Consider the following 18,406-nt stretch of genomic DNA (forward strand, 5'->3'; position numbering starts at 1 on the left):
CGAAGGAGCCCAAGATGGCAGATATCAAAGTAATTGAAGGTGATTTTACCCAGTGCAGCGGCCGTTACGCGCTGGTGGTTGGCCGGTTTAACGGTTTTGTGGTTGAAAGTCTTGTAGATGGTGCTGTAGACACCCTGTTGCGCCACGGTATTTCCAAAGACGACATCGCCATCATCCGGGTACCGGGTGCCTATGAAATGCCGCTGGCCGTCAAGCGCGTAGCCGAAACCTCCGACTACGATGCCATCATCGCCCTGGGCGCGGTTATTCGTGGTGGCACGCCGCACTTCGAATACGTCGCCGGCGAAGCCTCCAGTGGTTTGGGCGCGGTCAGCCTGGAAACCGACGTTCCGGTTACCTTTGGCGTATTGACCGTCGATTCGATCGAACAGGCCATTGAGCGCTCAGGCACCAAGGCCGGCAACAAAGGCGCGGAAGCGGCCATTACTGCCCTGGAAATGGTCAGTCTGTTCAAAAAGTTGGGTGAGTAATGAACGAAGCGGGTGATACCTCCCCCCAGCCGGGGAAAACCGGCCAGCCCAAGGCTGGTGATCGGCGCAGGGCACGGGCCCTTGCCATGCAGGGCCTGTACCAGCGGCACTTCAGCAAAACGCCGATCTCTGACATTGAAGCGGAGTTCATGGTCGATAATGACATGAGCAAAGTAGACATCATGTATTTCCGGGATTTGTTGCGGGGCATCCATCGGGAACAGGCCGAGCTGGATAAACTGATCGAGCCTTTCCTTGATCGGCCCCTGAAAGAGGTGGATCCGGTTGAGCTGGCGATTGTCCGCCTGGGCACCTATGAGCTGAAGCATCGGATTGATGTGCCCTACAAGGTGGTGATTAACGAAGGCATCGAGATGGCCAAGCGTTTTGGCGGTACCGAAGGCCACAAGTTTGTGAACAGTATTCTGGATAAACTGAGCCAGCGCCTGCGCCTGGCAGAGACTCGCCCGCGTTGATTCATGGGTGAATTCGAGCTGATCCGTCGCTTCTTTGTGCCCCTGGCCAACAAGGCCATGACAGATCAGCTTGTGCTCGGCCCCGGGGATGATTGCGCTATCCAGCGCGTTCCCGAGGGCCGGGATCTGGTCTTCTCAGTGGATACGCTGGTTGAAGGCGTTCATTTTCCTGCTAACTATTCCCCTTTCTGTCTGGGATGGCGAGCGCTGGCGGTAGCCACCAGTGATTTGGCTGCCATGGGCGCTACACCTGTTTGCTTTACCCTTGCACTGACATTGCCTGAGGCGCAGCCTGAATGGTTGGCGGATTTTGCCCACGGGCTTGCTAAGGCCAGCGATGCTTTCGGGATTTCCCTGGCCGGTGGCGATACTACCCGGGGGCCGTTGGCGGTCTCCATCCAGGTACACGGTACGGTGACACAAGGCTCTGCTATCCGGCGCTCTGGCGCCCGCCCGGGTGATCTTATCTGCGTGTCCGGACCATTGGGTGCCGCCGGCGCCGCACTCGAATTTCTGGAGGCAACCGCCCCAGCTTCCGACGAGAAAGCCGTGCTGGCTCGCTACCATTTTCCTGAGCCCAGGCTGGCGCTTGGCCAACAGCTGATTGGCAGGGCTTCAGCGGCGATCGATATCTCCGATGGCTTGCTGGCGGATCTTGAACACATTCTCGAGCAGTCCGGTGTGGGTGCTGAGCTGGACGCCAATAGCATTCCAATGTTGCCGGAGTTGCGCCGACTTAAAGGGGGTGCGGCGCTCAGTCTGGCGTTGACCGCAGGCGACGACTATGAATTGTGCGTGGCCATCGCGCCTGATCAATACGCTGCCCTGGCACCGGAGGTGCAGGGTGGGTTGATTATTATAGGGCGTATTCAGCAGGCGTCGGGGCTGCGCGTTACGGGAGCGGACATGACGGAATCACCCGCCGGATTTGATCATTTTGGGAGATCGGTTTGAAGGACGAAGATCTGATGCATGAACCAGACAGTCCAACGGCTATACTGCCACCGGGCTTTTTGCGACACCCAGTGCATTTTCTGGCCTTTGGCTTCGGCAGTGGCGCCATGCCAAAGGCGCCCGGCACCTGGGGGAGCCTGGCGGCGATACCGGTATGGTACACCTTCGCCTGGTTGCCCCCGGTTGCCTATTGGCTGGTGGTTCTGGCGGCTTTCCTGGTGGGTATCTGGTTGTGTGGGAAAACCGCAGACGCGCTCAAGGTGCATGACCATGGAGGTATCGTCTGGGACGAGTTTGTAGGCATGTGGATAGCCCTTGGCCTGTTCCCGGACCAGATCTACGGTGTATTGATGGCGTTTCTGCTGTTCCGGCTGTTCGATGTGGTCAAGCCCTGGCCCATCAGTTGGCTGGATGCCCGGATGCCAGGAGGGCTGGGGATCATGGTGGATGATGTGGTGGCCGGATTCATGGCCCTGGTCTGCTTGTGGGGTATCGATGTATGGGTAATGCCCTTCATCATCTGAAGAACATTACCCGGCGGATGGGCCAGCCGGAGCTTCCGTTCGGCCAGGTTTAATGGAGTTGCTGTTCTTCCGGTAGCATCCTGACCACGTGCAGAAATCGCTTGAGGCCGATCTCTGCACGTTCCCGGGACGCAAAGGGACCGCTGTCAAAGCCTTCCCGGGTGGTGAAATACCATTTGCTACCTACACAGAAAAAACGACTGCTGCGAAAGGGTGCCGGGCCTTGTTCCCCGGTCCTGCGCTGAGTGTCCATGGTTGCTCCTGAGCCCGCTTATTCTTTTCTTCTCGGGCAACGCGTTTTGTTTGCCGACCTGATTAAAATTAATCCAATTGCCGCTTAATTCAACAATTTTTTACATTCTTGTGATCGGCGTTGCATGAGCCCGGTAAAAACCTCCGGTGCTTGGCGCCCGTATATCAAAGCTTTGCTTGCTCCCCATGGCCTGGATGGTCAGAATGCGAGAGCGTGTGATCCCGTCATGGCCGCCCAGGCCTCTCAAGGAAAAGGAGATGAAATGAGTATGTGTCACGTTTCCAGGGTTTTCAAGTTGGTTGCCCTGATGCTGAGCGTTACCCTGGTAGGTTGTGCATCATCACTGACACGAGTGGATGCCTGGCAGGGCGACCCCGAGGGGGCGGCGACCCCGGCAGTGTTGAAAGCCCCGGGTGAAATCCAGGTAGCTGCCATCAACGGCAGAAGCATGACCCGCTTCATGTTGGACGATCTGGCTCTGGACTACGGCTTGTTGCCCGGCGAAACCGAGGTCGTCTTTACCTACAAGACCATATGGGCCCGTACTGGTGTGGTTCGTGATGGTGAATCCAAAGTTCACACGGTTGAGAGCGAGCAACAAGTGGTGCGCTTCGATGCCCAACCGGGAGCGGAATATCGCTTCCGTTTCGACAAGCCGTCGTCGCGGCAGCAGGCTGAAGCCATGATGGCAGACTTTTCCGCAGCCATTATCGATAGTAACGGGGCGCTGGTGGCTGAATCCAGCAAGTGGGATGGGGCGTCTCAGGGCAGCGCTTCTCGCACGCCGTTGGCGGCATCTGGCGGTAGCGCCGGCAGCGAACCTGGCTCGACCACGCTGGAGCGCCTGAAAGCTCTGTGGGAAGACGCTACCGAGGAAGAGAAGCGAACCTTCCTTCGCTGGGCGTTTGAGTAATATTGTCGGCGGGCCGGGCGTTTGGTGCCCGGCCCGAGCTATCGGCGAAAGCGCTGAAGCCCGCCCTTGATCATGTTTTCAAGCGCCCCTAGTACCTCATCGGTCAGGTTTTGGCCGCTGCCGTGCGGAGTCTCCAGGCCCTGATCGGGGCCGAGGTCATGCAGGCATTCCTCGATCCCGGTCAGGCTATCCTCAATCAGGTCTTTCAGACTGTCTCCATCGGGAACCACGTCCGGGCACAGGGTAAAATTCAAAGTCAGTTGCCCCTGATAGCTTACGGCCACAATGACCAGCCCAAGGCTATCGAACAGCGGGGCCGTGTTGTATTGCCGGATCAGTCGCGCGCCTTGCAGGAACAGCGGAACCTGTGGTCCGGGTACATTGGTGATCGGCAAGTTGAAGAGCGGGTGATAACGCTGCGCCACCTGCAGTTCGGAATATAGCCGGGCAGACAGCGCCAGCAGGGTGGATGGCAGCAGTTCTGTCAGCCGGTCGGCGGCAATGGCTTCTCGGTAGGGTTCAGACTCCACCGCGTTCTGATGGATTCGCCGGATCCGGGCCGCGGGATTGGGTTCGTTAGTGGCAAGATCCAGCAGCATCGCAGACATCTGGTTGCCGGTGGCCTTGCGCAGGCTGCTGGAGCGCACGGAAATCGGCGTCATCGCTACCAGCGACTTGTCTGTGTCGCCACCCTGTTGTTTGAGGTAACGGCGCAGGGTTTCAGCGCATAATCCGAGCACAACGTCGTTCAGGGTGACATCTCCGAGGCTTGCCTTGATCGCTTTGAGCCGGGACAGGCTGACACTGGCGGAGACTATGCGTCGGTTGGCGGTAATCTGCCGGTTAAACGGGCTGTGGGGTGCGGTAAACAGGGGGAAGGGTACCGGCAGCTTCTGCAGCTGTTTCTTGACCAGGCCCCGGGCGGTGGCTTCTGCTGCGTTGTAAGCGAGTGAGGCAACCTGCATGGGGGTTTTGAGCATATTGGCGCCGGCCTGAAGAAATACACGCTCCTCGGATGGCTCCGGGCGTGCCAGCCAGGGGCGTGGTGGTGCGATGGGTCGGGGCTCCGGTGTGTATTCCAGTAACTTGCCCATGATCTCCTCGCCACTGAAGGCATCAATGGCGGCATGGTGCAGCTTGACGATCAGCGCAAAACCTTGTTTGTCGCCTTCCGGGTCGTCAATGCGAAAGCCGTCGACAAACGTGATGTGCCAAAGGGGCCGGTCACGTTTGAGCGGCTCTTCCATGATTTTTGACGCCAAAGACATCAGGCTCGCCTGTTTACCATGTTCACCCAGATTAACGTAGGCCAGGTGCCGCTCAATGCTGAAGCCGGGGTCATCGATCCAGTAGGGGCGCCCCAGGCGCAGGGGGATTTCCTTGAGTTTTTGCCGGAACAGGGGCACTACGTGCAGGCGGCTACGCAGGTATGACACAAACGTACTGAAGGCCAGGGGATCGCTCAGGCCGCTGGCGTCGAACAGGTACACACCGCCAATGTGCATGGGGGTGGTTTCTGACTCCAGGTAGAGAAACGAGGCATCCAGTTCCGACAGCTGACGCATCCAGCGCACTCCCTTGTGTGTCACGGTTAAGGTTGCGGGCCTTGGAGTATAGCCCATGGCATGATCGGGCCTATTGGCCCCGATGCCCCGATTTTATTCCGGTTGAAGCCATTTGTGGATGGTCTCATCGTTGCTGAGTCTGTCCCAGAACCACATCAGTGCCTTGCCTTTGTCTTCGCTGTGGCGGGCCAGATGTACGCTGATGGCGGCGCGGGGTTCACTCGTCTCTTTGGCAATAAGCGAGCCCCGAGCAAGCTGTTCCCGGATTCGCGGGTAGGGGAGCCAGCCAACGCCCAGGCCTGCCTCCTGGGCCAGAATTTTTTGGTCAATGTTGCTGACGGTGAGGGTTCTCTGGCGCCGGAATATTCCCGCATGGCCGGGTGGCAGCGAGCGCGACGTATCCGCCGCTACCGCTGCAGGATACTGTGCAATATCCGCTTCGGCCAGCGGGCCGGTCTCACTGGCGAGAGGGTGTTCTGCGCCTACGGCAAACACAAACGGTACCTCCCCCAGTGATTTGGTGGCGAAAGCTCCGGCAGGTTTGCTCAGCAGGTCAGCCCCGACAACCATATCAACGCGACGGCTTTGCAGGGCATCCCAGGCACCGGCGAAGACTTCTTCGATAATCTGCACATCAACCGGAACCCCGAGCTGATGAAAATCCCGAATGGCCGGAAACAGGCATTCAGCCGGCAGCAGCGAGTTAAAGCCAATACGCAGCCGGGTTTCCCAGCCCTGGGCCACCTGCCGCGTGGTATGGGCAAGGTTCTCAGCGGCTTCCAGCAGTGAACGCCCCTCCTCGAGCAGATACCGCCCCGCCGAGGTCAGCACAGCCTTATGGCCGCTGCGGTCAAAGATACTGACGTTCAGATCCTCTTCGAGCTTCTGAACCGTGTAACTGATGGCGGATGGCACCCGGAACAGCTCCGAGGCAGCCCCGGCAAAACTGCCCTTGCGGTCAATGGCGTCCAGCACTTTGAGTGCGTCAATCGTAATGGCTGTATGCATGTTCGAATAATCTGAAAGTGTTTGCCAGAAATGCTTGCTATCAGCCTACCAGCCCACCCGGTAACCTGTCTCCAACATTTGTAAACGGGGTCAGACCCCTGTGAATTAATGTGGACAAATAAATTGGGGTCAGACCCCTGTTGATAAATTGGGGTCAGACCCCTGTTGATAAGTCTGCAGTTATTCACAGGGGTCTGACCCCAGGGGAGGTTTTATGGGTTTGTTGGTTGATGGTCAGTGGCACGATGAGTGGTACGACACCGAGAAAACCGGTGGTAAGTTTGAGCGGGAAGCGGCGCGGTTCCGTAACTGGGTGACCGCGGACGGCTCGCCCGGCCCGGCCGGGGAGGGCGGTTTTGCAGCGGAGAGTGGGCGCTACCACCTGTATGTGTCGATGGCCTGCCCCTGGGCGCACCGGACACTGATTTTCCGGAAGCTTAAGGGGCTTGAGCAACACATTGGGGTGTCGGTTGTGCATCCGGATATGGTGGAGAATGGCTGGGAGTTCCGGGAGGATGACCCGGCTCACCATGATCACCTCTACCAGTCGCAGTTTATGCATCAGATTTACACGCGGGCCGCGCCAGACTATTCCGGGCGGGTGACCGTACCGGTGTTGTGGGATAAGCGCCAGGAAACCATTGTCAGTAATGAGTCTGCCGATATCATCCGGATGTTCAATTCCGCGTTTAACGGCCTGGAAGGCGTGAATTCCGGTCTGGATCTATACCCGGAGCAGCTGCACCAGCAGATCGATTCGGTGAACGAGCGGGTTTATGACACCGTTAACAATGGTGTTTACAAGGCCGGCTTCGCGACTGCACAGGACAAATACGAAGAAGCCTACAGCGCGCTGTTTGATTCTCTGGACTGGCTTGAGCAGATCCTGGCGGGGAAGCGCTATCTGACCGGCAGTCAGCTTACCGAAGCAGACTGGCGCTTGTTCACCACGTTGGTTCGGTTTGATGCCGTGTATTACAGCCATTTCAAGTGCAATCGACAGCAGATCAGGGATTATCCGAACCTGTCAGGTTATGTGCGGGAGTTGTACCAGGTGCCCGGCGTGGCCGAGACCGTGGATATTCGGCAGATAAAGCGGCATTACTATGTCAGCCAGCGCACGATCAACCCGACACAGGTGGTGCCGGTGGGCCCAGAGCTGGACTTCGATGCGCCCCATGGCCGCGAGCAGGTTGGCTAAGGCACTAGAACGGGCGGCGCCTGATGGTTTGCCGCCCGGCTCGATAGTCAGCTGACTCGGGCTACCGCCACTTCAGTCAGCAACTCCAAGGCCTTCCGGTGCTCAGACTCGGGCAGGGAGTTGAGCAGGTTGCAGGCGATCTGTGCCTGTTCCTTTGCCTTGGCCATGGTGTATTCAATGGCGCCGGAGGCTTTGACAATCTCCAGTACCTTGGGCAGGTCGTCCAGACCGCCCTTGCGGATGGCCTGTCGAATCAGTTGTCGCTCTTCGTCGCTGCCGTTGGCCATGGCGTAAATCAGAGGCAGAGTGGTTTTGCCTTCGGCCAGGTCGTCGCCCACGTTTTTGCCCATGGCTTCGGCGTCGCCCAGATAATCGAGAACGTCGTCCACCAGCTGGAACGCCAGGCCCAGGTGCTTGCCGTAGTCTTTCAGTGCAGCTTCCTGTGTGTCATCGGCACCCGCCAGCAGCGCGCCGGTATGGGAGGACGCCTCGAACAGCATGGCGGTCTTGTTGTGAATGACGACCATGTACTGCTCTTCGGTAAGATCCGGGTTTTTTACATTCATTAACTGCATTACTTCGCCTTCGGCAATCACCGCCGTGGCGTGGGACAGCACGTTCATGATCGGCAGACTTTCCAGTTCCACCATCATCTCGAAGGCTCGGGCGTAGAGGAAATCACCTACCAATACACTGGGAGCATTGCCCCATTTTGCGTTGGCGGTGCTGCGGCCCCGGCGCATGTCGGAGGTATCCACTACGTCGTCATGCAACAGGGTGGCGGTGTGCAGGAATTCAATGACGACGGCCAGCTTGAGGTGTTCGCTTTCGCTGTAGCCTGCGGCCCGGCTGGATAGCAGTACCAGAAGCGGTCTCAGGCGTTTGCCGCCGCTTTCAATGATGTATTGAGCGATCTTCTCAACCATCGGGACGTCAGAGGCAAGCCGCTGGATTATCAGGTCATTGACGCGGCTGAAGTCTTCCGCCACGGTGTCGTGGATACGCTGGGCTGTCATCGGGCTGGTACGTCCCTTGCTGGTGTTTTCGTTGAGTTTTCGGGCAGGACGCGGCAATGCTAGGTATTGCTGCCTACAGTGTCAACTTGCCCGGGAATCTGACTTGTATTGCCCGGCGGCTTTTCGTACAATCACGCGCCCAACTCATCCCAACCTGCGCTCCCTGCAATAGGGTCGCCAGAGCGCCTCCCTTAGAACCAGGTGGATAAGAGCAGGGATGGGTCAATCGCGGAGACTATGAATGTACGCAGTTATTGTTAGCGGTGGTAAGCAGCACCGTGTAAAAGAAGGCGAAACTCTGAAACTGGAAAAGCTGGAAGTTGAAACCGGCGGCTCTGTTGAGTTCGATCGTGTTCTTCTGGTTGCCAACGGTGACGACGTTAAAGTCGGTGCCCCGGTAGTTGATGGCGCCAAGGTGACCGCTGAAGTGGTTAGCCACGGTCGTCACGACAAGATCAACATCATCAAGTTCCGTCGTCGTAAGCATCACATGAAGCGTCAGGGCCACCGTCAGTGGTTTACTGAAGTCAAGATCACGGGTATCCAGGGCTAAGCCCTCGAATAACCCCTTAATGAAGGAGGCTGGTAATGGCTCATAAAAAGGCAGCAGGTAGTACCCGTAACGGTCGCGATTCCGAGTCGAAACGACTTGGTGTCAAGCGCTACGGCGGTGAGACTGTCACTGCAGGCAGCATCATCATTCGTCAGCGTGGCACCCGTTTCCACGCTGGCAGCAACGTAGGCATTGGCAAGGACCACACCCTGTTCGCGAAAGCGGAAGGTCAGGTGAAGTTCGAGACCAAAGGCCCGCAGAACCGCAAGTTCGTGAGCATCGTTCCGGCTGCGTAAGCAGCGGCGATCCGGTTCTGTCGAACCTTGGATGAGCCTGATATGCTGATCTGATCAGCCCTCAGGTGAATCCGGAGCCCCGCAAAGCTTCCATGAGGCTGCGGGGCTTTTTAGTTTATGCAAAGGCATCAGGCGTATGAAATTTGTAGACGAAGCCACCATCATTGTTGAAGCCGGTAAAGGCGGCCATGGCTGCTTGAGTTTCCGGCGGGAAAAGTATGTACCCAAGGGTGGTCCCGACGGCGGTGACGGCGGGGATGGCGGTTCCGTCTATCTGGAGGCAGACAGCGCTCTGAACACGCTCATCGATTACCGCTTCCAGCGCAAACACAAGGCCCAGAATGGCGAGCCGGGTGCTGGCCGTAACTGCACGGGTAACAAGGGTGAAGACCTTGTTCTGCCGGTACCGGTGGGCACCACCGTTGTCGATATGGATACCCACGAAGTGCTGGGCGATCTCACCAAAGAAGGTCAGCGCCTGAAAGTGGCCCAAGGTGGTTTTCATGGCCTGGGGAATACCCGTTTCAAGTCATCAGTCAATCGTGCCCCACGACAGACCAGCAAAGGCTCGGAAGGTGAGACCCGTAATTTGCGCCTGGAGCTGAAGGTTCTGGCGGATGTCGGTTTGCTGGGTATGCCCAATGCCGGAAAATCTACTTTCATTCGTTCGGTATCTGCGGCAAAACCAAAGGTGGCTGACTACCCGTTTACCACGTTGGTACCAAATCTGGGTGTGGTTAGTGTTCAGGCTCATCAGAGCTTTGTTATTGCGGATATTCCGGGGTTGATCGAAGGCGCTGCCGAGGGCGCAGGGCTGGGTATCCGCTTCCTTAAACATCTGGTGCGTACCCGCTTGTTGCTGCACTTGGTGGATGTGGCGCCTTACGATGGTTCGTCCCCCGTGGAGGCGGTAAAGGCCATTGCTCACGAGTTGGAGAAGTTCAGTGAAACCCTGGCGAGCCGCCCCCGCTGGCTGGTGCTGAACAAGGTCGATATGGTGCCAGAAGAAGATCGTGAAGCCCGTTGCCAGGCCATCGTGGATGAGCTTGGCTGGGAAGGTCCGGTATTCCGCATCTCGGCATTGAGTGGTGAAGGCACCAAGCCGTTGGTTCAGGCGGTGATGCGCTGGATTGAAGAGCAAGCGGAGCAGGAAGCTGAGAACCCAGAAGTTGCCGAGCAGGAGGCCGCTCGTCGCCGCCGGATGGACGAAGAGGCACGCGCCAGAATTGAAGCTGATCGACAGGCTCGCAGGGCTGCGCGAGAAGCCGATGACGATGATGACTTTGACGACGACGATTACGACGTCGAAGTCGTCTACGCCCCTGAGTAAACTGCAACCCCAAGGGACAGAATCACAATCATGAGTGAACGCCTCCAGCTCCGAAAGGCTCGACGTCTGGTTATCAAAATTGGTAGTGCCTTGCTTACCGATGATGGCAAGGGGCTGGATGTCGCGGCCCTCGGGTTGTGGGTAGACCAGATTGCGGAGCTGATTGCCGAAGACGTGGAAGTGGTGGTGGTGTCCTCGGGTTCGGTGGCTGAAGGCATGAGTCGACTGGGCTGGAGCTCGCGGCCCCAGCATTTGCACGAGTTGCAGGCCGCTGCGGCAGTTGGTCAAATGGGCCTGGTGCAAACCTGGGAGGCGCAGTTCAAGCGCCATGATATTCACACCGCCCAGATCCTGCTCACCCACGATGACCTCTCGGATCGCAAGCGTTATCTGAACGGCCGTAGCACGCTGCGCACCCTTCTGGATTATGGTGTGGTGCCCATCGTCAATGAAAACGACACGGTGGTGACCGACGAAATCCGTTTCGGTGACAACGACACCCTGGGCGCGCTGGTGGCCAATCTGATCGAAGCCGATGGTCTGATCATCCTGACCGACCAGCTGGGGTTGTTTAACAAGGACCCCCGTAAGCACCAGGACGCCGAGCTGGTTACCGAGCGTAGAGCCGAGGATCGTGATTTGGATGCGATGGCCGGCGGTGGCGCCGGGGCGCTCGGCCGTGGCGGTATGCTGACCAAACTTCGGGCCGCCCGGTTGGCCGCCCGTTCCGGAGCTTTCACAGTGATTGTCGGTGGGCGTATTGAGCATGCGATTTCTCGCCTGCGCCAGGGAGATGTGATTGGCACGTTGTTGCTTCCAGAGCAGGGCAGAATGGCGGCTCGCAAACAGTGGATTGCCAGCCATCTGCAAACCCGGGGTAAGTTGACGCTGGATGATGGTGCGGTAAAGGTGTTGCGCCAGGGCGGTCGCAGTTTGTTGCCGGTAGGCGTGAAGGCAATTGCCGGCCAGTTCCGGCGGGGCGAGATGGTGTCATGTGTTGACCTGAATGGTCGGGAAATTGCCCGCGGGCTGGTAAACTACGATGCTGACGAAGCAAGGGCCATTGCCGGCCGCTCAAGTGATCGCATTGCCGATGTGTTGGGTTATGTCTCTGACGAAGAGATGATTCATCGGGATAATCTGGTTGTGGTCTGATTTGTTCGTATAACAGGTAAATTTCAGGCACAAAAAAACCGGCATGAAGCCGGTTTTTTATGAGCGCAAGATTCAGGCAGCTTTCAGGGCCTTGATCTTGGCGTTCAGGCGGCTCTTATGACGAGCAACCTTGTTCTTGGCGAAGATGCCTTTGTTGACCATGCTGTCCAGAATCGGCTGAGCGGTCTTCAGGGCTTCTTGAGCGCCTTCGTAGCTGCCGGCTTTGATCTGGGCGTCTACTTTCTTCATGTAAGTACGTGCCATGGAACGCAGGCTGGCGTTGTGCTTGCGGTTTTTCTCGTTCTGACGAGCGCGCTTCTTGGCTTGCGGGGAATTTGCCACCGTAAAACTCCTGAAATTCGTTGCTGTAACTACTGAATATGTTTACATCGCAGGCGCGCCAAAACCAGCGCGTCGGAATAAATGACGCGGAACTATGCCGCCGAAAGCCCCAAATGTCAAGGCCGGCGGCGCAGTAATCCCCGCGTTGAAAAGGCCTGTGATACACTCCCGCATCGCCTGCATGGGGCCTGATCCGGCTGTGGCTGGCACCTTGCGGATTACCGAAACGCCGTTCCGGCTTGAACTCTGGATTTCTGGACGCCCATAACCATGTCATCGGAACCTCGACCAATAGATTCTCAGCCCCCAGTTCAGGAGCCGCCGAAAGCGCCCGGCTTGCTGCGTTCATCCGGGGTGGTTGGCGTGATGACTATGCTCTCGCGGGTGCTGGGGTTGGTGCGGGATATGGTGATTGCTCGCTATTTCGGGGCCGGCACCGCAGCGGATGCCTTCTTCGTGGCGTTCAAGATTCCCAACTTCCTGCGCCGCCTGTTTGCTGAAGGCGCCTTCTCTCAGGCCTTCGTGCCGGTGCTGTCGTCTTACCGGGAAAAACGCGACATCTCCGAGGTCAAGCGCCTAGTGGATGCGGTGGCTGGCTCTCTTGGCCTGGTGCTGCTGGCGGTTACGCTGGTAGCGATGCTCGGGGCTCCGGTACTGACCACGATATTTGCGCCGGGCTTTCTGGGCGATGAGGTCAAGTTTGCTTTGGCCAGCGATATGCTGCGCATTACCTTTCCGTACCTGCTGCTGATCTCTCTCACGGCGTTCGCCGGTGGCATTCTGAACAGCTACGACCGGTTTGCGATTCCGGCGTTTACACCGGTGTTGCTGAATCTGTCCATGATCGGGGCGGCTATTTTCCTGGCCCCGTTAATGGATGAACCCGTCATGGCGCTGGCCTGGGGCGTATTTATCGCCGGTGCCCTGCAGCTGTTTTTCCAGTTACCGTTCCTGATGCGCCTGGGGCTGCTGCCGAGGCCGAGGGTGGATTACAAACACGAAGGCGTCAGCCGCATTCTCAAACTGATGGCGCCGGCGTTATTTGGCGTGTCGGTTAGCCAGATCAACCTGTTGCTCGATACCGTGCTGGCGTCGTTCCTGCAAACCGGCAGCGTATCCTGGCTTTATTACTCCGATCGACTGGCGGAGCTGCCGTTGGGCGTATTCGGCATTGCCATTGCCACGGTGATTCTGCCCAGCCTGTCGCGCAAGCATGCGGCGGCGTCCAAAGATCAGTTTGCCGCCACCCTGGATTGGGCCGTGCGCGCGGTGCTGTTGATTGGTGTGCCGGCGGCGCTGGCACTGGCGCTGCTGGCAGAGCCGCTGATTGCCACCCTGTTCCATTATGGTGAGGTGACCGATCGTGATGTGACCATGTCGGCCCAGAGCCTGCGGGCTTATTCCGCCGGCCTACTGGCATTCATGTTGATCAAGGTGCTGGCGCCGGGCTTTTTCTCCCGGGAAGACACCAAAACTCCGGTCAAGATCGGTGTCATTGCCATGGTGGCCAACATGGCCTTCAATCTGGCGTTAATTGTGCCCCTGGCACATGCTGGCCTGGCGCTGGCGACGTCCATCTCCGCCTGGTTGAACGGCTACCTGCTCTGGCGCGGATTGCGCAAAGAAGGCGTCTGGAAAAGTCAGCCGGGCTGGCCCAGATTCCTCATGCAGTTGTTGGTGGCCAATGCTGCCCTGGCGGCGGTGGTGTTCTGGCTGAATGCCCCGGTGGCAGACTGGCTTGCAGCGAGCGGGCTGCAGCGGGCGACGGATATGGGGATTCTGGTCGTTGCCGGGGTGGCGGCCTATTTTGTGGCTCTGGCCCTGGTAGGTGTGCGGGTTCGCCAGTTCCGCCAGAAGTAAGCAGCCTCAAGATTTCTACCGCACCCCTGCATGGGGTATAATCGCGCGTTTTCTCACCAGCGCATCTCGCTTTTCGGGCAGGTGCGCCACAAAGCCAGCTGGCAAGTTAAGGTTCGCAGTACATGCGTCTGATTCGAGGCCTGACCAATCTTAAGCGCCTGTCCGGGCAAGCGGATTCGCCGCTCGCCGATGGCTGTGTGGCGACCATCGGCAACTTTGATGGCGTGCACCTGGGCCACAAAACCATTATTGATCAGGTAAAGCAGAAAGCCGCTGAGCTGGATGTGCCCTCGGTGGTGATGATTTTTGAGCCTCAGCCCCGGGAGTTTTTTCAGGGTGCTGACGCGCCACCAAGACTGATGCCGTTTCGCCAGAAATTCGAAGCGTTGTTGGCGGAGGGCGTGGATGTGGTGCTGTGCATCCGTTTCGACGAGCGATTCCGCAGTTACTCTGCCATGGGCTTTGTGGAAGATGTGCTCATCCAGGGCCTGGCGGTGCGCCATCTTGTGGTGGGCGATGACTTCCGTTTTGGCTGCGACCGGGCCGGGGACTTCAGATTGCTGGAGCAGGTGGGCCAAGAGCATGATTTTACCGTCGAAAACACCCGCACTGTGACGGTAGATGGCGAGCGGGTCAGCAGTACCCGCGTGCGCAATGCCCTGAATGTGAACGGCCTTAAGGAAGCGGAACGTTTGCTCGGGCACCCTTATCGCATTCACGGCCGGATTGTTTACGGGCGCCAGCTGGGGCGCCAGATCGGCGCCCCCACAGCCAACATTCTGCTGCATAAGATGCCGGCACTGCGTGGTGTGTACGTGGTGCGGGCCCGGCTTGAAACCGGTGAATGGCGCGATGGCGTGGCCAATATCGGCCTGCGCCCCACGGTAGACGGCAAGCGGCCGTCACTGGAAGTGCACCTGTTCGACTTTGCTGGCACACTTTATGGCCAGCACCTGGAAGTGGTGTTCTGCCATGGCCTGCGGGACGAAGTGAAATTCGACTCTGTTGACGAACTTCGGCAACAGATCGCCCGGGATTTTGAGCATGCCCGGGCCTGGCTGGCGAATAACCCCGCCACGCCGGAAACCTGATTCAACTGACCAACCAAAGAGTACGCACACAAACATGAGCGACTACAAGCATACCCTGAATCTGCCGGAAACCGCGTTCCCCATGCGCGGCAACCTGGCCAAGCGTGAGCCGGACATGCTCAAGCACTGGCAGGACCTGGACGTATACGGCAACCTGCGCAAGCAGCGTGAAGGCCGGGAAAAGTTCATCCTGCACGATGGCCCTCCCTACGCCAACGGCAGCATTCACATCGGGCATGCGGTCAACAAGATTCTGAAAGACATGATCGTGAAATCCCGCAGTTTCATGGGCTATGACGCACCCTACGTGCCCGGCTGGGATTGCCACGGCCTGCCCATCGAACACAAGGTGGAGCAGGAAATCGGCAAAGCCGGCGTGAAGGTGGATTACAAAACCTTCCGCCAGGCCTGTCGTGATTACGCGATCAAGCAGGTTGAAGGCCAGAAAGCCGATTTTATTCGACTGGGTGTGATGGGCGAGTGGGACAAGCCCTACCTGACCATGGACCCGAAAGTTGAAGCGGGCATTGTGCGGGCGCTGGGCAAGATCGTGGCCAAGGGCCACCTGGTGCGCGGATTCAAGCCGGTTTACTGGAGTGTGGTTGGTCAGTCCGCACTGGCAGAAGCCGAAGTTGAATACCAGGATAAAACCTCGACCCAGATCGACGTGCGCTTCACCGCCGTGGATCAGGACGCAGTCCTCAAAGCCTTCGGAACCGACGGCGGCCAGGGTGATGTATCCCTGGTGATCTGGACCACTACTCCCTGGACCATTCCCGCCAACCAGGCGGTGTCCATCGGCGCCGATCTTGAATACGCCCTGGTGCAGCTGGATGCCGGCAACGGCCCGGAGCGCATGATCCTGGCCACCGACATGGTGCAGGGCATCATGGCCCGCTGGGGCGTGGAAGATTATCAGGTGCTGGCCAATGTGGCCGGTGCCGCGTTGGAAAACCAGCTGTTGCACCATCCGGTGTATGACAAACAGGTTCCGGTGCTACTGGGCGACCACGTTTCCCTGGATGCCGGTACCGGTGCTGTGCACACCGCACCAGACCACGGCATGGAAGACTTTGAAGTAGGCAAAGCCTACGGCATTGGCACCATCAATCTGGTTAAAGCCGACGGCACCTACACCGAAGCTGCTGGCGAGTTTGCCGGTGTACACGTATACAAGGCCGACGAGCCGGTGTGCAGCGCGCTGGAGCGTGAAGGTAAGCTGGTACGTTCGGAGAAATTCCGCCACAGCTACCCGCACTGCTGGCGTACCAAAACCCCGCTGATCTACCGGGCCACGCCCCAGTGGTTCATCAGCATGGACAAGCTCAACCTGCGTGCCGATGCCCTGGAGGCCATCAAAGGCGTCCGCTGGGTTCCGGGCTGGGGCCAGAATCGCATTGAAGCCATGTTCGAGCAGAGCCCCGACTGGTGTATCTCCCGTCAGCGTACCTGGGGGGTGCCGATTACCCTGTTTATCCACAAGGAAACCCAGGAACTGCACCCCGACACCCAGGAACTGTTCGAGAAAGTCGCTCAGGCGGTTGAGGCCGGCGGCATTGACGCCTGGTACGAGTTGGATCAGAGCGAACTGCTAGGCGCAGACGCCGACCAGTACGAGAAGGTGCTGGATACCCTGGACGTATGGTTCGATTCTGGCGTCACCCACGACTCGGTTTTGCGGGTACGTGAAGAGCTGGGCCAGTTCCCGGCCGACATGTACCTGGAAGGCTCTGACCAGCACCGTGGCTGGTTCCAGTCGTCCCTGAAAACCTCCATCGCCATGAACGGCGTGGCCCCGTACAAGCAGGTGCTGACCCACGGCTTCACCGTGGACGCCAAAGGTTACAAGATGTCCAAATCCATGGGCAATGTGATCGCGCCACAGGAAGTGATGAACGAACTGGGTGCCGACATCCTGCGCTTGTGGGTATCCGCCACCGACTACAGCGGTGAAATGAGCGTCTCTAAGGACATCCTGCGCCAGACGGCAGACGGCTATCGCCGTATCCGTAACACCGCCCGCTTCCTGCTGAGCAACCTGACCGGGTTTGATCCGGAGCAGCACATGGTAGCGCCGGAAGACATGATTGCCCTGGACCGCTGGATGGTGGACCGTGCCCTGCAGCTGCAGAACGAACTGCACGAAGACTACGGCAACTACGCCTTCCTGAAAATTTACCAGAAAGTGTACAACTTCTGTGAGGCCACCCTGGGCGGTTTCTACCTGGACATCATCAAAGACCGCCAGTACACCACCCAGGCCGACAGCCTGGCCCGGCGATCCTGCCAGACGGCGCTCTATCATGTGGCCGAAGCGCTGGTGCGCTGGATTGCGCCGATCCTGAGCTTCACCGCCGATGAAATCTGGCAGCACCTGCCAGGCAAGCGCGGCGACACCGTGTTCTACGAAACCTGGTACGAAGGCCTGACCGCACTGCCGGACGACTTCAAGCTAGGCCGCGATTACTGGCGCGAGATCTACGCGGTGAAAGAAGCCGTCAACAAATGCCTGGAAGAAGCCCGTGCCCGTGGCGAGATCAAAGGCTCTCTGAGTGCCGAAGTCACCCTGTACTGCGAAGGTAGTTTGGCCGAGCGCCTGAACCACCTGGGCGAAGAGTTACGCTTTGTACTGATTACCTCAGAAGCTACCGTGAAACCGGTGAGCGAAGCGACGGGCGCCGAGCAAACCAACCTGGAAGGCCTGCTGGTGAAAGTGCAGCCGGCTGCCCACGCCAAGTGCGAACGCTGCTGGCACCACCGCGAAGATGTGGGTGCCAATGAGCAGCACAGCGACCTGTGCGGCCGCTGCGTCACCAACGTGGAAGGCCCGGGCGAAACCCGCGCCTACGCCTGATGGACGCTGTGATGACTGAAGCCCGTGTGGGTAGCAAATTAAAATGGTTGTGGCTGGCGGTGCTGGTGATAGCCCTGGACCTGGGCACCAAAGCCCTCGCCACCGCCATGCTCACCTACGGCAACCCCGTACCGGTGATGCCCAGCTTCAACCTGACCCTGCTGCACAACACGGGCGCTGCTTTCAGCTTCCTGGCGGATGCCGCCGGCTGGCAGCGCTGGTTCTTCGTAACCCTGGCCATCGTGGTCAGCGTGGTACTGGTAGGCTGGCTCAGAAAACTCCAGAGCCACGAAACCTGGATGGCCATCGCCATCGTACTCATCCTTGGTGGCGCCCTTGGTAACGTCTACGACCGGGTAGTGCATGGCTACGTGGTGGACTTCCTGCACTTCTACTGGCAGGACTGGCATTTCCCGGCCTTCAACCTGGCCGACACCGCCATCACCATCGGTGCCGCCATGATGATACTCGACGCATTCCGCAAACCCGCTGACGACAGCGGCGATGCCAACCGGAGCAACTGA

The 18,406-nt window shown here is 58.5% G+C and carries 19 protein-coding genes; 14 read left to right on the forward strand and 5 right to left on the reverse strand.

Translation table 11 applies throughout. The features are described 5' to 3' along the window. The first annotated feature begins 14 nt into the window (after positions 1 to 14). From ribE to ACNSOI_RS03770, 4 genes are read left to right on the forward strand one after another with little or no spacing between them, the layout of a single operon-like run. Complete coding sequence (gene ribE / locus ACNSOI_RS03755) at positions 15 to 491, forward strand: 6,7-dimethyl-8-ribityllumazine synthase (protein ID WP_058091279.1); 477 nt, start codon at positions 15 to 17, stop codon at positions 489 to 491. After that, entirely contained in the window at positions 491 to 967 is a 477-nt protein-coding gene (gene nusB, locus ACNSOI_RS03760; protein WP_072678316.1) for a transcription antitermination factor NusB, read from the forward strand. Before ribE ends, nusB begins: the two co-directional genes overlap by 1 nt. A gap of 3 nt (positions 968 to 970) precedes the next feature. After that, entirely contained in the window at positions 971 to 1,921 is a 951-nt protein-coding gene (gene thiL / locus ACNSOI_RS03765; RefSeq protein WP_420195167.1) for a thiamine-phosphate kinase, read from the forward strand. A gap of 14 nt (positions 1,922 to 1,935) precedes the next feature. Beyond that, on the forward strand, positions 1,936 to 2,445 hold the full coding sequence (locus ACNSOI_RS03770; protein ID WP_061332431.1) for a phosphatidylglycerophosphatase A: 510 nt from the start codon (positions 1,936 to 1,938) through the stop codon (positions 2,443 to 2,445). A 49-nt stretch (positions 2,446 to 2,494) separates the two neighbouring features. Here the strand turns inward: ACNSOI_RS03770 and ACNSOI_RS03775 are convergent, their stop codons facing one another. Continuing rightward, positions 2,495 to 2,698: a DUF6316 family protein gene (locus ACNSOI_RS03775; RefSeq protein WP_058091282.1), complete on the reverse strand. Its 204-nt coding sequence runs from the start codon at positions 2,696 to 2,698 to the stop codon at positions 2,495 to 2,497. A 262-nt stretch (positions 2,699 to 2,960) separates the two neighbouring features. On the opposite strand from ACNSOI_RS03775, the gene ACNSOI_RS03780 reads away from it, so the two are divergent. Then, the gene (locus tag ACNSOI_RS03780) at positions 2,961 to 3,611 is read left to right on the forward strand and encodes a DUF2057 family protein (protein ID WP_420195168.1); all 651 of its coding nucleotides are present in this window, start codon (positions 2,961 to 2,963) and stop codon (positions 3,609 to 3,611) included. Positions 3,612 to 3,649: 38 nt separating this feature from the next. On the opposite strand, the gene ACNSOI_RS03785 is transcribed toward ACNSOI_RS03780, so the two are convergent. After that, positions 3,650 to 5,176, reverse strand: a complete 1,527-nt coding sequence (locus ACNSOI_RS03785) for a WS/DGAT/MGAT family O-acyltransferase (RefSeq protein WP_420195169.1) — start codon at positions 5,174 to 5,176, stop codon at positions 3,650 to 3,652. Positions 5,177 to 5,269: 93 nt separating this feature from the next. Further along, positions 5,270 to 6,184: a LysR substrate-binding domain-containing protein gene (locus ACNSOI_RS03790; RefSeq protein WP_420195170.1), complete on the reverse strand. Its 915-nt coding sequence runs from the start codon at positions 6,182 to 6,184 to the stop codon at positions 5,270 to 5,272. 214 nt (positions 6,185 to 6,398) lie between these two features. On the opposite strand from ACNSOI_RS03790, the gene ACNSOI_RS03795 reads away from it, so the two are divergent. After that, complete coding sequence (locus ACNSOI_RS03795; protein ID WP_420195171.1) at positions 6,399 to 7,385, forward strand: glutathione S-transferase family protein; 987 nt, start codon at positions 6,399 to 6,401, stop codon at positions 7,383 to 7,385. Positions 7,386 to 7,432: 47 nt separating this feature from the next. On the opposite strand, the gene ACNSOI_RS03800 is transcribed toward ACNSOI_RS03795, so the two are convergent. Continuing rightward, complete coding sequence (locus ACNSOI_RS03800) at positions 7,433 to 8,401, reverse strand: polyprenyl synthetase family protein (protein WP_420195172.1); 969 nt, start codon at positions 8,399 to 8,401, stop codon at positions 7,433 to 7,435. 241 nt (positions 8,402 to 8,642) lie between these two features. On the opposite strand from ACNSOI_RS03800, the gene rplU reads away from it, so the two are divergent. The 4 genes from rplU to proB all read left to right on the forward strand — a co-directional run bounded on the left by rplU (position 8,643) and on the right by proB (position 11,735). After that, positions 8,643 to 8,954, forward strand: coding sequence for a 50S ribosomal protein L21 (rplU, locus tag ACNSOI_RS03805; protein WP_061332366.1), 312 nt, complete (start codon positions 8,643 to 8,645; stop codon positions 8,952 to 8,954). Positions 8,955 to 8,989: 35 nt separating this feature from the next. Beyond that, a complete protein-coding gene (rpmA, locus tag ACNSOI_RS03810; RefSeq protein ID WP_022987754.1) occupies positions 8,990 to 9,250 on the forward strand; it encodes a 50S ribosomal protein L27 in 261 nt (86 codons plus the stop codon). 136 nt (positions 9,251 to 9,386) lie between these two features. Further along, a complete protein-coding gene (gene cgtA / locus ACNSOI_RS03815) occupies positions 9,387 to 10,580 on the forward strand; it encodes an Obg family GTPase CgtA (RefSeq protein ID WP_106693195.1) in 1,194 nt (397 codons plus the stop codon). A 30-nt stretch (positions 10,581 to 10,610) separates the two neighbouring features. Further along, positions 10,611 to 11,735: a glutamate 5-kinase gene (proB, locus tag ACNSOI_RS03820; protein ID WP_420195173.1), complete on the forward strand. Its 1,125-nt coding sequence runs from the start codon at positions 10,611 to 10,613 to the stop codon at positions 11,733 to 11,735. A gap of 72 nt (positions 11,736 to 11,807) precedes the next feature. Here proB and rpsT read toward each other — a convergent pair whose 3' ends face one another. Beyond that, positions 11,808 to 12,077, reverse strand: a complete 270-nt coding sequence (gene rpsT, locus ACNSOI_RS03825) for a 30S ribosomal protein S20 (protein WP_058091292.1) — start codon at positions 12,075 to 12,077, stop codon at positions 11,808 to 11,810. Positions 12,078 to 12,347: 270 nt separating this feature from the next. Between rpsT and murJ the strand changes: the two genes are divergently transcribed. From murJ to lspA, 4 genes are all read left to right on the forward strand, one after another. After that, a complete protein-coding gene (gene murJ, locus ACNSOI_RS03830) occupies positions 12,348 to 13,937 on the forward strand; it encodes a murein biosynthesis integral membrane protein MurJ (RefSeq protein ID WP_420195174.1) in 1,590 nt (529 codons plus the stop codon). A 122-nt stretch (positions 13,938 to 14,059) separates the two neighbouring features. Further along, positions 14,060 to 15,028: a bifunctional riboflavin kinase/FAD synthetase gene (gene ribF, locus ACNSOI_RS03835; protein WP_420195175.1), complete on the forward strand. Its 969-nt coding sequence runs from the start codon at positions 14,060 to 14,062 to the stop codon at positions 15,026 to 15,028. A gap of 34 nt (positions 15,029 to 15,062) precedes the next feature. Continuing rightward, complete coding sequence (gene ileS / locus ACNSOI_RS03840) at positions 15,063 to 17,882, forward strand: isoleucine--tRNA ligase (protein ID WP_420195176.1); 2,820 nt, start codon at positions 15,063 to 15,065, stop codon at positions 17,880 to 17,882. Then, the gene (lspA, locus tag ACNSOI_RS03845) at positions 17,882 to 18,406 is read left to right on the forward strand and encodes a signal peptidase II (RefSeq protein ID WP_106693200.1); all 525 of its coding nucleotides are present in this window, start codon (positions 17,882 to 17,884) and stop codon (positions 18,404 to 18,406) included. The genes ileS and lspA overlap by 1 nt, the downstream gene beginning before the upstream one ends.

It is taken from the genome of Marinobacter sp. GH_1 (genome assembly GCF_048595985.1).
Taxonomy (GTDB): Bacteria; Pseudomonadota; Gammaproteobacteria; order Pseudomonadales; family Oleiphilaceae; genus Marinobacter; species Marinobacter shengliensis.